Genomic DNA, 13602 nt, shown 5'->3' with positions numbered 1-13602 from the left:
GGCCGCTCCCTCCGGAGGGATCAGAACTTGTAGTTGAAGCCTGCCATGAAGCGACGACCGTAGGTCTGGTAGTTGCGGATCTGCAGCGGTGCGCCATTGTCGACCGAAACGAAGGGCTCGTCGGTCAGGTTCTGGCCCTGCACGAAGAGGGACAGGCCATTTAGCGGGCTGCTTTCCTGGAAGTCATAGCCGATCTGCGCATCGACGATGGTTTCCTTCAGCGCGCGGCGCAGTTCACGCTCGCCGCCGAAGCCGACAAAGATTCCCTGGAACGACGAGCGGTGACGGGCCGAGACGCGGGCGTTGAAGCCGGCCTTCTCGAAGAACAGCGTGCCCGAAGCAACCCAGCGCGAGTAGTCCGGAAGGTCCATCGAATTGGCGTTCGGACCCGGCTTGATCGAGGTCTTGGTGTAACCAAGCCCGCCCGTGAAGCCGAAGCCCTCGAGCGCCGGGGTGATGACTTCAAACGGAAGAGTTCCAGCGAGTTCCACACCATAAAGCTTGCCGCCCGAACCGTTGACCGCCGTGTTGATCGTACCGACGAAGTTCGTGATCGGAACCGGGGCGACGATCGGCAGGCCGGTGTAGTCGTACGGGACAACGTCCTTGTAGATGTAGTTGTCGAGCTTCTTGTAGAACATCTGCAGGCCGACGTAGCCCTTGCGGCCGAAGTACTTTTCGATGTTCAGGTCAGCTGCCCATGCACGATACGGACGCAGTTGCGGGTTGCCGCCGTTACCGGTGATCACGCCGCTGTTGACGTTGTAGCTGTAGTCCAGGCTAACCTTCATGTCCTCGAAGCGCGGACGCTGGATCTCGCGCGCTGCGGCAAAGCGTACCACCCAGTCACCCGGAATGCGGAAATTAAGGTTGAGGCTTGGCAGGATGTCCCAGTAACGCGCGCCGCGGGTGACAGGCACCAGCGAGGCAGCCGCAAGGTTCACGAAGCCACGCGACTTCTGCTCGGTGTTCTGTGCAAGAACGCCGATATTGCCGTCCATCTCGACATCGCCGAGCGTCGCCTTGAGGTCGCCCTTGAGATAGATCGACATGACGCGCTCGGTGACCGAGTAAGCCTTTGCCGGAACGTCCTTCGAAGCGTTCAGCGTCTTTACGTAGACTCCGTCTTCGAGCAGCGCGAAGGGATCGTAGCCGATGACCGGACCGGCACCGATGAAGCCAAGGTCGGTTGCGCCCGTGCGGTACTTCTCCGGCACGACCAGCGACTTGGCGCCGCCGGCGAGGTTCAGGAAATACTCGACCGGCGTCTTTGCCTTGGTGCGATCGACGTAAGCCGTGCCGACCGTCAGCTTCGAGAGGAAGCTGTCTTCCAGTTCCTTGCCGACTTCGACCTGGAAGCTCTTGATCTCGTCGTCGATGATGCGGTCGTTGTAGTAGCCCTCCTGCGAACCATTCGGCGCGCCGCCACCCCAGCCGAGCGGGTCGGTCAGGACGATGGTGTTGTAGTTGCCATAATCGAGGACGTGGCTGGTGAACCTGGTTCCGGTCGGACCGCTGACGAAGGTCAGCGTATCGGTCGCACCGACGCCAGCGCCCGGGCCGGTGCCCGCGTTGGTTTCAAGGGTAAGTTCGTTGCGATCGGTCTTCGAGTAGCCGAAGTCGAACGAGGCCGACCAGCCATCCTCACCGGCCCAAGCAGCGTTGAAACCGCCCGAGAAGATGTCCGAGTTGCGTTCGTAGCCATGATTGTTGACGACGGCCTCGACGCCCGAGAACGTGCCCTTGGTGATCAGGTTGCCGTTGGTCTCGATACCGGTAGGCGACAGCTGCGCACCACTCCAGGCCAGCGGAAACTCGATGCCACGCTTGATCTGCTTGTCCTTGAAGTTGCCGTAGAAACCGTCAACGGTCAGGGTCAGCTCGTCGACCGGCTTGAACTGCACGGTGCCCTGGATGCCGAGACGCTTGAGCTGCGTTGATACGCCAAAAGGCTTCATGCCGCCGATGATCTTGGTATTGTTCGGGCCGTCGGCGTAACCCCAAGCCTCGAATTCCTGAGCCTGATATGGCTCATCGGTGTAAGCAGCCGACAGAGCAACGCCAAGGCGATCTTCCATGAACTGGCCGACATAGGTCGCCGTCGCACGATAGCCGAACTCGTTGCTGTCCTTGTTGACTTTGCCAAGGTCAGCGTAAGTGCCGCGGCCGCCGAACGAGAGAAGGCCCTTGCCGAATTCCAGCGGACGGATCGTCTTGATGTCGACGGTGCCGACGAGGCCCTGGTGGACAAGGTTCGCCTGCGGCGTCTTGTAGACGTCAACGCGGCTGACGATTTCCGAAGGGAACTGATCGAACTCGACGTTGCGCTGTTCGCCTGTCGAAGTTTGCGGGCGACCGTTCAGCGTGGTCGAGGAAAGGTCCGCGCTCGAACCGCGGATAGCGATCGAGTTGGCGCGGCCGAACAGGCGCTGGGTGGTAAGACCCGGCAGGCGAGCAATCGATTCACCGATCGAGGCATCGGGCAGGCGGCCAATGTCTTCGGCCGAGACCGATTCCACGATCACCGGCGAGGTCTTCTTGACGTTGACGGCCGTGGCGAGCGCGGCGCGGAAACCGGTGACGACGATGGCCTGCTCCTGCGCCTCCGGAGCCGCGTCAGTTGCCTGCGCCTGATCCTGCGCCGGGGTGGCGTCCTGCGCCATGGCCGGAGTCGCAACGAGGGCGACTGTCATCGCTGCGAGCGATACGCCGGCAGCAGCGGATAATGTGCGAATTGCCATGTTGAAATTCACTCCCCCAAGCCGGAAGCTCCGACCCTGAACCTTCTGTTGAAACCGTGATTGCACTCGGCGGTGCCGCTGATCCCGGCCTTCCGCTCCATTCCGGTTTAAGGGAGCGATGAAGAATGGCGAATATGGCATACGTATACTATGCATGCGCCGCCCCCCGGATTGGTTTCAGTTGATGCTATTTGGCAACGCTCCCGCCGTGAGAAAAACCCTTGGGAAATCGGCATTTCCCATTGATTCTGGCAGCGCAACCGCCGAGCCATTGCATGACTGAGACATCACGCATAAAGTCCGGGTTGACCGACCACGGGACCACACCGGGCGGTGGGAGTGATCGGGATATGGGGCGCAGGCCTTCCAACAAACCAACCAGTTTCGACATTGCCTACCTTGCCGGCGTATCCCAGCCCACCGTGAGCAGGGCGTTGCGAGGCAGCAAGTCGGTCAGTCTCGCGACACGGCAGAAGATCGAGGCGATTGCTCGACAACTCAATTACACGGTCGACAAGAATGCTTCTTCACTGCGTTCGCAGCGGTCGAACACGTTGGCTCTGCTGTTCTTCGAGGATCCGACGCCTGATGAATCCAACATCAACCCGTTCTTTCTCGCCATGCTGGGATCGATCACGCGGCATTGCGCCAATCGCGGTCTTGACCTGCTGATCTCGTTCCAGAAACTGGATGACGATTGGCACAAGCGTTACCAGGACAGCCATCGCGCGGACGGACTGATCCTGCTTGGTTATGGCGACTACACGGCATACGAGCCGCGACTGCGCCAGTTGATCCGCTCGGGCACGCATTTCGTACGCTGGGGCTCGGTTGACGACGGCACGATCGGGGCCACGGTCGGATCGGACAATTTCGGCGCGGGGCGGCTTGCTGGCGAGCACCTTCTGGCACGTGGACGCAAGCGGATCGCTTTCCTAGGACAGGCGGATTCGCACTATCCGGAATTCGAGCAGCGCTATGCCGGCCTTGCCAAAGCTGTGGTGACTGCAGGCCTCGCGCCGGACCCATCCCTGCTTGTCGACGCCGTTTCATCCGAGGAGAACGGCTATCACGCTGCGCGTGAGCTTCTATCGCGGGAGGCGTCGTTCGATGCGATCTTTGCCGCGAGCGATCTTATCGCGGTAGGCGCCATGCGCGCACTGTCCGAAGCCGGACTGTCGGTTCCCGACGATGTTGCCGTCGTGGGCTTCGACGACATTCCCGCTGCCGCATTCACTTCGCCTCCGCTGACCACGATCATGCAGGATATCCGGCTGGCTGGTGAAGCTCTGGTGGAAAGCGTCCTTGCACAAGTCGAAGGTCGCCCAGGCAACCCACGCGTGCTGCCGGCGCGGCTTGTGGTTCGGGCAAGCAGCGGCGGGTGAACCGCCGACGGTCTTGGTATTCGTATGCGCATCGATTGCAGGAACGCCCGGATTCTGCAACTTCGCGACGCCTGATTGCAATGCAATGGCCGCGTGAGACGGCCACCTGGCGCGCCAACAGCGCCCCGATGGAGAGCCGATGACCACCTCGATCCGCCAACCCGCTAGAGAAAAACCCAGGCAGAGTTTCTGGGGACTGTGGAACATCAGCTTTGGCTATTTCGGCATCCAGATCGCTTTCGCACTGCAAAACGCAAACGTCAGCCGCATCTTCCAGTCACTTGGCAGCTCCGTCGACGATCTCGCATTCCTGTGGATCGCGGGGCCGGTAACGGGCCTTATCGTGCAGCCGCTGATCGGTTATCATTCGGACCGGACCTGGGGCTTCCTTGGCCGCCGCCGCCCCTATTTCCTTGCCGGTGCGGTGCTCGCCGGATTGGCCCTGATCGGCTTGCCCAACACCGGGCTGCTCCTGCTCGCCGCCGCCTTCCTGTGGCTTCTAGATGCTTCGCTCAACGTCGCAATGGAGCCCTTCCGCGCCTTTGCCGGAGACATGACACCGGACGACCAGCGCGCGCAGGCCTTTGCCTTTCAAACGTGCTTTATCGGCGCGGGCGCCGTGCTTGGCAGCCTCGCGCCGGCGCTGTTCAACTGGCTCGGTATTCCTAACGTCGCGCCGGAGGGGGTGATCCCGCCGTCCGTCCGCTACAGCTTCTATCTCGGCGCCGCAGCGATGGTTTTCAGCGTGGGCTGGACAGTGCTCAGAGTGCGCGAATACTCACCCGATGAAATGGCAGAGTTCGATCCGGGCTCCGACCACGATCATGGCGCGGAGCACGAGCCACTGATCTATCCGCGCAGCGGGCCGTTCTGGACGATTGCCGGAATCGTGATGCTTGGGCTTGTCCAGGCGCTCGCCTTGGACAAGCAGCTTTACGTGCTGGGAGCCGGGCTTTGCGCATTCGGCCTCATCCAGATCGGCGTTCGTGCCACGTCAGCCCGAGGAGCGCTTGCGCACATTGTCAGCGACCTTGCCCAGATGCCCGTCCAGATGCGCCAACTGGCCTTCGCGCAGTTCTTTACCTGGATCGGCTTTTTCATCGTCTGGATCTACACCACGCCGGTGGTGACGGCACAGGCGTTTGGCGCGACCGACACGACCAGCGTTGCCTATAACGAAGGCGCGGACTGGGTCGGGATAATGTTCGCATTCTACAACGGCGTTGCCGCAGTTGCAGCGTTCGTGCTGCCAATTCTGGCGCGGCGCATCGGCAATGCCGCAACTCATGCAGTCGGCCTTCTGTGCGGGGCGGCAGGTTTCGTCGGGATTCTCCTGATCCGCACCCCGGATGCGCTGCTCCTGCCGATGGTCGGCATGGGGGTTGCCTGGGCATCGGTGCTTTCGATGCCCTATGTCATTCTGACAAGAGTGCTGCCGCCGCGAAAGTTCGGGATCTACATCGGCATCTTCAACTTCTTCATCGTCATTCCTCAACTTGTCGTGGCGACACTGATGGGTGGTGTGATGCGCAGCTTCTTCCCCGGAGAACCGCGCTGGACGATGCTGGTGGCGGCCTTGATGATGATGGCGGCAGCAGCTGCCATGATACTGGTTAAAGAGAATGCGAAAGTGACGGGCGAATGAGCGAGAAAGGTCTGATCGGAGCGGTCGAAGCTGGCGGCACCAAGTTCGTGCTTGCGCTTGCGACGCATGAGGGTGAAATCCTCGCCCGCACGCGCATGCCGACGAACACGCCGACCGAGACATGGCCGGCGATGCAGGCGTTCTTCGAAGAGGCAAGTGCCCAGCATGGTCCGATCGCGGCGTTCGGCGTAGCAAGTTTTGGCCCGATCGACATCGACCCGACGTCGTCCGCCTACGGCACGTTTACCACCACGCCCAAGCCGGGCTGGTCAGGCGCACGGTTTCACGACGTGCTGTCCGGATTTGGCGCCCCGATCAAGGTGGATACCGACGTGAACGGCGCTGCGATCGGCGAATGGATGGCCGGGGCGGGTCAAGGCTGTCGCACCCTCGCCTACACCACCATCGGCACCGGGGTCGGCACGGGCGTTGTGCGCGATGGCCAGTCGCTGATGGGCATTTCGCACTTCGAGAGCGGCCATATCCAACCGCCGCGCGATCCGTCGCGCGATCCCTTCCCCGGCATCTGTCCCTATCACAGCGACTGCCTCGAAGGCCTGGCTTGTGGTCCAGCCATAGAGAAGCGGTGGGGCACGAGCCTCGACAAGCTCGGGGCAGAGGAAGTGGGCATTGTGGCCGACTACATCGCCCACCTCGCCTCGACGCTCGTCCTGCTGCACATGCCGGACCGGCTGATTTTCGGCGGTGGCGTGATGAAGGCGCCGGGGCTGGTCGAAGCGGTGCGCAAGGCTACGGCTTGCAAGCTCAATGGCTATGTTCAGCATCCACGGCTCGACGCCGGGCTGGAAAGCTACATCGTCACGCCGGGCCTTGGCGATGATGCGGGAATCACCGGCGCCATCGAACTCGGCCGTCAAGCGCTCGCGGTAAGGTAACAGGCAGAAAGTGTGCCGCTGCCGCGCAACGCCCATGCCTCACCGGCAAGGCGATGCTGCAAGGTGAGGCAATCTGCCCCAGCCCCTGCGATGATCTCGATGCTGCCGTGGTCGAGCCAGATCTCGACTGGTCCATCGCCGGTGAGCTCCATTTCGCACTTCCGATCAAGCTGGGGCGTTAGTGCATCCTTGCGCACGACCTCGATCCTGCTTGCCTTGCGAGAGCATGCGAGAAAGCGTCCCGCGTCATCAGAAAGCGTGAAGCTCCACTCGCCAGCAGCCGCTGTTAGCATGGAACAACCCGGCAGCGGAAAGCAGCCGTGATCTAGTTCGATCTTCTCCGCTCCACCGAAGAGTGCGCGGCATGATGGTTCGATCGACTGGACGAGCACGAAGCCGTTCTCGCGCCGCCTGAGCGAAAGCCTGCGAGGGAGGCTCATCGCACCGCGCCACCCTTGCAGCGGCAAGTGCTTCTGAACGGCATGGTTGCCCATCCAGCCAATCCACGTCGGCCTGTCTAGTCGGTCGCGTGGTTCCGTCCAGCCAATAGCCGCGTAGAACTCGTCGCCGTAGTCGGCCACCTGCCAGGCGCTTTCGGCTTTGAACCGGATACCGTCAAAGCTGCCGGCCCGATAAAGAGCGCCCGATCCCGGCGCGCCTGAAAGCACATCGACCTTGAACAACCAGCGTGTCTCAGCGGAGCCTTCAATGGGTAGTTCGACGAGGAACGGGCATTCCCACAAGTGTCCCGGCGCGCCGTCTGTCGGTATCTCAGACAGCTCTTCCCATGATTTCAGGTCGCCCGATCCATAGATCAAGGCGCAATTCTCGTCGGACAGGACCACGGTCATGATCCAGCGCTGCGTCGGCTCATGCCAGAACACGTTGGGATCGCGGAAGTCTTCCATCTCGCGGTCCAGCACCGGGTTGGCGGAATACTTGGTAAAGGTGCGCCCCTGGTCGGTGCTTGCGGCAATACACTGGAACTGATGCAGTCGATCGGTTCTTGCGCCGGTGTAGATTGCGATCATCGCGCCATGTCCGAAGCCAGCACTGTCGGCATGATCGATGACTGCCGAACCCGAAAAGATCATGGTCTGATTTTCCTCGGCCAGTGCCACCGGCAGCTCCCGCCAATGTGCGAGGTCCGACGAAACAGCGTGCCCCCACGACATGTGCCCCCATTCTTCACCGAAAGGATTGTACTGGTAGAACATGTGCCACGCGCCATCCTGCCAGGCGAGGCCGTTAGGATCGCTCAGCCAGTTGGCGGCGGGGGCATAATGATAGCGAGGGCGCATCTCAGGCCTTTGTGGGTGGGTTTGGGATTGCGGGAGCGGGAACGACATCGAAAGCGATGGTCATTCGCTCTCCATCGGGGAACGGTACAGTGCCGTGCCACATCGTCGAGGGAAACAGCACGAGCCGACCTGGCTTCGGCTCGATCGAGCCGTAAGGCTCAAGCGCCAGCGCGAGTTCGGGCGGCGGTTTTCCGAATTGCAGGTAACCCGCCGGCGCCGCCCCCCGCCGGGGCTCCTCCGGCACGGTCACGTAAAGTGCAGAGCTGATCCAGCCCATAGGGTGCGTGTGCATCGCGTGATATCCACCGGGCCGCAGCTTTACCGACCAGCTACCGGCGAACAGAGACCGCCCCCGCGGCGCAGCAAGCAGCGGGTGCGCGGGGTCAGGCAAGGATAAGTCGGCGATGTAGCGTGCGACTGCCCCTTCGATCCTGCTCCTCGCTGCAGCGATGACGGGATCGATCCGCAGCAGCAGCGGCCGCTCGGTCTGCGTGCCGCCCCGAACGGACTGTTCGTGCCAGGGTTCGTTCATGGTGTGAAGCCGGCGAAGCGTCCGTGCCAGTTCCGCCAACTCTTCAGTGCTGATGCCAAGATCGAACGCCCGGACATCGCGCATCCCTCCGTCGAGCCAATCGACACGGGCATCACCGAGGAGCCGCCAGGCAAGCGAAAGATAGGGCCAGAAAGCGCGCATTGCTGCGGTTCCGGCGTGGCGCAGGCAAACGTCGCGGCCGCGTTCTATCTGCCCACCGCGCAGGAAGTGTCGAACGCGGGCGAGATCGAGCCCCACGTCCTGAACATGTTCCACGCCGTCAAACAATGCCGCGTTGTCCGCCGCTTCACCGCTCTCGCTGGCAATGAACAGCTTGCCGAGCAGCGAAGGTTGGCGTTCGCCCAATGCCGCTTCGGCGTCTGCTATGACGGCGCGGGCATCGTCCCATTGCCGGGCCGTGGCAAGCACGTGGAACCACGCCATCCTCAGGCCGAAGTTGGCAGGATCGCGCTCGATCGCGGCTGGAAAGCTGCGCGCGAAGTCCGGATCGCCGACAGTCGCACGCATTCCGCACAGGCAGCGGTGACCTTCGATCCAACCGGGATTTGCAGCCAGCACGCCTTCCAGCAGGCCTTCACCTTCCAGCTGTCGTCCTTCGGCCGTCAAGGCAGTCGCACGGCTGCGCTGGAGGTCTATCCGCTGTGGCTGCAGCCTTGCCGCCTCGGCGTAGAGGTCTGCAGCATTCAGCCCCGCCTCGAACGAAATCTGCGCCAGTCCCAGCGCCACGTTGGGATCGCCAGGTGCGGCTTTGGCTGCCAGCAGGATCGCGTCCAGAGCACCGCCAAGATCCTGCACTTCGCGCAAGGCGACGGCGCGCCGGAACAAGGCTTGCGCCTCGCTCATGCCGCGCAGTTGGCCTTGATGAACTGCTCGTGCGTGGGTTGCTGGAGCGCAGCGTGGTGCATGGCAGCCCGCAACTTGCCCAGCCACTCGCGTCCGTCGATCCCGCGGTAGTCGGCAAGCGGATCGGTGCGCTCTGGAATGTTCCCCTGCCCGACGTGCACCGCCAGCCACGACGGCGCGCCGAACAGGTCGGCATCGCGCTGAACCAGGCGGCCGTAGCGACGGAAATGCTCGATCTTGGTCTGGAGCGTATCGGGAACGTCCATTGCCGCGCAATAGCGCCAGAGTTCGGAGTCATCGCGCGTCGTGAGCTTGTAGTGCAGGATCAGGAAATCGCGGATCCGCTCGTACTCGTTGATGGCAATGCGGTTGTACTCCTCGATCACGATGGGATCGAAGGTGCGGTCGGGAAACAGGGCAAGCAGCTTGGAAATGCCGGCCTGGATCAGATGAATCGAGGTTGATTCCAGCGGCTCCATGAACCCGCTGGAGAGGCCAACCGCAATGACATTCTTTTCCCAGAAAGTCTTGCGCCGACCAGTGACAAAACGCAGCGGCCGGGGATCGGCCAACGCCTTGCCATCCAGGCGCGACAGGAGCTTGTCCGCAGCCTGATCCTCGGACAGGAACTGGCTGCAGAAAACGTAGCCGTTGCCAGTGCGATGTTGCAGCGGAATGCGCCACTGCCACCCCGCTTCCCGCGCAGTCGACCGGGTGTAGGGCGTCAGCGGCCCTGCATTCTCGCATGGTACGGCCATTGCCCGATCGCACGGCAGCCAGTGCGTCCAGTCCTCGTACCCCGCCTTGAGCGCACCTTCGATCAGCAGGCCGCGAAAGCCCGAGCAATCCACGAACAACTCCGCTTCGACCGCTCGCCCATCATCCAGCGTTACCCCTGTGACAAAGCCGGTCTCGGCGTCCTGCTGCACGCTGGCGACCTTGCCCTCGATGCGCGTCACGCCCCTGGCTTCTGAGTATTCGCGCAGAAACTTCGCATAGAGGCCTGCATCGAAATGATAGGCATAATCGAAGGTCGAAAGCACATTGCGCTGATCTGGCATCGGCGGAGCAAACCGGTTCTCCTTTGCCAGAGCCCACGCCATCGAATGCTCGTCCAGCGGCGCAGTCTCGCCCGCTTCACGCGCCCGCAGCCAGTAGTGGTGAAGGTTGACGATATCGAACGCCCGTCCATGCGGACCGAACGGATGGAAATAGCTGTTGCCGAGGCTGCCCCAGTCAACAAACTCGATGCCGAGCTTGAAAGAGCCCTTGGTCTTGCGCACGAACTCGCGCTCGTCGATCTGGAGCGTCTCGTTGAAGGTGCGGATCGGCGGGATCGTCGCCTCGCCTACGCCGACCGTGCCGATTTCGTCGGATTCGACCAGCGTGATGCTGCAGTTGTGCCGCAGCGCCTGAGCCAACGCCGCCGCTGTCATCCAGCCTGCAGTGCCACCACCGATCACCGCGATGGAACGGATCATCAGGTCGGGATTGCTCATGTCATACAGCTCATTCAGGCGTGCCTCTTGTTGGCGTCCCTTCTGTCCTATCGCTCTTCCGGCGATATTGGAACGGAAGGGCGGAACGCATCAGCGCCCCGCCCCTCCCTCATGCGACCCGAGGTGACCGGGAGAGACGCCAGGCCTCTCCCGCCAGCATCAGAAGTTGTAACGGACCGAAGCCGAAACCGTGCGGCCCAGTGCAGGCGCACCGCCGATCACGACCGGGTTGGCAGTCGTGTCGGCAATGCCGCCGTTGCCGCGCAGGTCGAAGGTATCGAACACGTTGTAGACCTGCAGGCCGAGTTCGAGGTCCTTCATCGGATAGACGCGAAGCGACGGGTTGAAGATGGCCTTGCCCGGATACTCGAAGCCCGCATCGTCAATCGCGCTGGTCTGCCCGGTCATCGCCACGCCGACGGTGGCGATATCGCCGATGTCGTAATTGGCCGATGCCGTGTAGATCAGGTCAGGCAGGTTGGGCGAACGAGTATAGGACGTGGCACCTGCCGACTGCCGCTTGGCCTTCGAGTAGGTTGCGTTGCCGACGAAGCTGAAGCCGCCGTTGCGATAGGTTGCGAAGAATTCCGCACCGGTCGACTTGAACTTGGCATCGATGACGCAACCGCCAGAACCACCGGGGCAGCGGGTGGCCGACAGCTCATAGGTCGACTGCTTGAAGTTGCCCTTGAGCAGCGTCATTTCCATCGTGAACTGGCCGCCGAACAGATCGCCACGGCTCTTGATGCCGAGTTCGTGCTGGGTGACGAAGTCGACCGAAGGCGTCACGCCGTCAGCCGAGCAGCCGTTGCTGCCGATGTCGCTCGCACGGCACAGCGCACCGTCGTTGCGGATCTTGCCGCCCAGCGTCTGACGGTCGCTGTTGAAGCGGCCACCCCGTGAGGTGCGGGCGAAGATCGTCACGTTCGGCGTGACCTTGAACAGACCGCCCACGGTCCACGAGGTGTAACTGCGGGTATAGTTCAGGTTCTCGCGCACGCCGTTGGCAGTGATCGCAGGGATGGTCACGCCATTGCTGTTGATCGGGAACTCGGCCCCGCCGCCGATGGCATAGCCGGTCGACTTGATGCGCTCGAAGCGGACCGAGCCGTCGAGCCCGAACTGGTCGTGGTCGAAGTCGAGCGAGAGGTACGGCGCCGTGTTCGCATACGACAGGTCGTAGTCGCGAGCGCAGCATTCGCCCCAATTGTTGTTGTAGCCAGAAGTGCCGGCCTGGGTCAGCTTGTTGCCCGCGCTGTCGAACAGATCGAGCTGCGAGGGGTTGTCGCCGTTCAGTTCGCGCAGCGACTTGTTGACGTGCCAGTCCATCGCGATCTTCTGGTTCATGTAGAACAGACCAGCGCGGGTGGTCAGCTTGCCCGATGCGACGTCGAACTTGCCGGCGAGGGTCAGGTCATTGGCAAAGCTGCCAATGTCGCGGATGTTGGTGCGCACGTTGACGTTGTTGTCGAGGTAGCGATCGGTGAACAGCTGACCGGCCTTGGGACCGCTGGCATAGCGGATCGCGGCGACGGTGCGGCCGTTGACGGTCGACCCGAGCACCGACGAGGTCAGCGCGGTGTTGAGGAACGGTGAGGCAAACGCACCGCTCATGCTGGTGTAGCGCATGTTGTTATCGACAGTGATCCCGCCGTCGAAATCATAGTGGAACTGGCCACCGAAGGACTGCGCCTGGGTGGTGATGCCGTCCATCTTGACGCGCTCGAGGTTGCCCTCACGGTTATAGATGAGGAAGTCCTGATTGTAGATCGAGTAGTTCGAGGAATCACGACCATCGAAGCCCGGATAGGGGCGAATGTTCGAGACCTTCTTGCCGGTGATCGTGGCAAGTGCGGGTGCGCCGGTGTAGTTCGGCTCCTGCGTATCGGCCACCTTGAAGTTGAGGCGGAAATAGCCGCGCCCTTCGTTGAACTCCTTGGTCAGGTTGCCCTTGACCTGGAAGGAATCTGACACGGTATAGTCCGCCTTCAGCGGGCCACGACCGTTCTTCACGTAACCGCCGATGTGGAAGTACATCGTGTCGTTGATCGGACCGCCATAACGGAAGTCGGCGCGGGTCTCGTCATAGCCGAGGCCGCGGTTAATCGAGACAAAGCCGCCCTCCTGCTTACCGGTGTGGCTGATGTAGTTGATCACCGCGCCAGGTGCCTGCGAGGCAAAGGTGCCGGCCGAACCGCCACGAACGCCTTCGATGTTCTGCACCGATCCGTCGAAGCGGGTCCAGTAATCGTTGTTGCCGAACTGGATATCGCCGAACAGCACGGTCGGCAGGCCATCTTCCTGGATTTGCACGAACGGCGAACCACCGGTGGCGACCGGAAGACCGCGCACGGCGATGTTCGAGTTGCCGCCTGGGCCGGCGGTACCGGCAACCTGGATGCCCGGGATGGCGCGGAACACTTCGGCTTCTGAGGTAGGACGGATCGCCTGAATGGTCTCGGACGAAATCGAGCTGACCGAGACTGCGCTGTTGAGCTGCGTCTTGTCACGGCCCGATGCGGTCACGACAATAGCGTCAAGGCCGGTTGTCTCAGGAGCGGCTTCGGCGCTGTCAGCCTGTGCTGCGTCCTGCGCGAGAGCGGGCATGGCCGACATCGCGCTGCAGAGCGCGACAAGCGAGGCACAGCCGTAAAGGGGTGTAAGCTTCATATTTCCTCCCACCAAGATGCTCCTGCAGCACCTGCAGGAATCAGTCAGATGTTCGCTAAACCCTACTGC

The 13602-nt window shown here is 62.1% G+C and carries 8 protein-coding genes; 3 read left to right on the top strand and 5 right to left on the bottom strand.

Annotation, left to right across the window (positions count from 1 at the left end; genetic code table 11):
• Positions 1–20: 20 nt before the first annotated feature.
• Entirely contained in the window at positions 21–2741 is a 2721-nt protein-coding gene (locus AX703_RS20645; protein WP_062346876.1) for a TonB-dependent receptor, read from the bottom strand.
• Between the two features lie 350 nt (positions 2742–3091).
• On the opposite strand from AX703_RS20645, the gene AX703_RS20640 reads away from it, so the two are divergent.
• The 3 genes from AX703_RS20640 to AX703_RS20630 all read left to right on the top strand — a co-directional run bounded on the left by AX703_RS20640 (position 3092) and on the right by AX703_RS20630 (position 6667).
• On the top strand, positions 3092–4126 hold the full coding sequence (locus AX703_RS20640) for a LacI family DNA-binding transcriptional regulator (RefSeq protein ID WP_039332154.1): 1035 nt from the start codon (positions 3092–3094) through the stop codon (positions 4124–4126).
• A gap of 139 nt (positions 4127–4265) precedes the next feature.
• On the top strand, positions 4266–5771 hold the full coding sequence (locus AX703_RS20635) for an MFS transporter (protein WP_062346808.1): 1506 nt from the start codon (positions 4266–4268) through the stop codon (positions 5769–5771).
• Positions 5768–6667, top strand: coding sequence for an ROK family protein (locus AX703_RS20630; RefSeq protein ID WP_062346806.1), 900 nt, complete (start codon positions 5768–5770; stop codon positions 6665–6667). The genes AX703_RS20635 and AX703_RS20630 overlap by 4 nt, the downstream gene beginning before the upstream one ends.
• On the opposite strand, the gene AX703_RS20625 is transcribed toward AX703_RS20630, so the two are convergent.
• The 4 genes from AX703_RS20625 to AX703_RS20610 form a co-directional block, all read right to left on the bottom strand.
• A complete protein-coding gene (locus AX703_RS20625) occupies positions 6646–7968 on the bottom strand; it encodes a glycoside hydrolase family 32 protein (RefSeq protein WP_062346804.1) in 1323 nt (440 codons plus the stop codon). The two genes, AX703_RS20630 and AX703_RS20625, sit on opposite strands and share 22 nt — an antisense overlap.
• 1 nt (position 7969) lies before the next feature.
• Positions 7970–9364 carry a putative 2OG-Fe(II) oxygenase gene (locus tag AX703_RS20620; protein ID WP_062346802.1) on the bottom strand — a complete coding sequence of 465 codons (1395 nt, stop codon included), beginning with the start codon at positions 9362–9364 and terminating at the stop codon, positions 7970–7972.
• Positions 9361–10863, bottom strand: coding sequence for a tryptophan halogenase family protein (locus AX703_RS20615; RefSeq protein WP_062346800.1), 1503 nt, complete (start codon positions 10861–10863; stop codon positions 9361–9363). Before AX703_RS20615 ends, AX703_RS20620 begins: the two co-directional genes overlap by 4 nt.
• Positions 10864–11022: 159 nt before the next feature.
• On the bottom strand, positions 11023–13533 hold the full coding sequence (locus AX703_RS20610) for a TonB-dependent receptor domain-containing protein (protein WP_062346798.1): 2511 nt from the start codon (positions 13531–13533) through the stop codon (positions 11023–11025).
• Positions 13534–13602 lie beyond the last annotated feature (69 nt).

It is taken from the genome of Novosphingobium sp. CCH12-A3, from assembly GCF_001556015.1.
GTDB lineage: Bacteria > Pseudomonadota > Alphaproteobacteria > Sphingomonadales > Sphingomonadaceae > Novosphingobium > Novosphingobium subterraneum.
Note: the sequence above shows the minus strand (reverse complement) of the source record. Positions and strands in the feature narration are given on the sequence as shown.

Bases quoted from the DNA above. Each gene is read 5' to 3' on its own strand.
- AX703_RS20645 (WP_062346876.1), bottom strand. From the start codon at position 2,741: ATGGCAATTCGCACATTATCCGCTGCTGCCGGCGTATCGCTCGCAGCG.
- AX703_RS20640 (WP_039332154.1), top strand. From the start codon at position 3,092: ATGGGGCGCAGGCCTTCCAACAAACCAACCAGTTTCGACATTGCCTAC.
- AX703_RS20635 (WP_062346808.1), top strand. From the start codon at position 4,266: ATGACCACCTCGATCCGCCAACCCGCTAGAGAAAAACCCAGGCAGAGT.
- AX703_RS20630 (WP_062346806.1), top strand. From the start codon at position 5,768: ATGAGCGAGAAAGGTCTGATCGGAGCGGTCGAAGCTGGCGGCACCAAG.
- AX703_RS20625 (WP_062346804.1), bottom strand. From the start codon at position 7,968: ATGCGCCCTCGCTATCATTATGCCCCCGCCGCCAACTGGCTGAGCGAT.
- AX703_RS20620 (WP_062346802.1), bottom strand. From the start codon at position 9,364: ATGAGCGAGGCGCAAGCCTTGTTCCGGCGCGCCGTCGCCTTGCGCGAA.
- AX703_RS20615 (WP_062346800.1), bottom strand. From the start codon at position 10,863: ATGAGCAATCCCGACCTGATGATCCGTTCCATCGCGGTGATCGGTGGT.
- AX703_RS20610 (WP_062346798.1), bottom strand. From the start codon at position 13,533: ATGAAGCTTACACCCCTTTACGGCTGTGCCTCGCTTGTCGCGCTCTGC.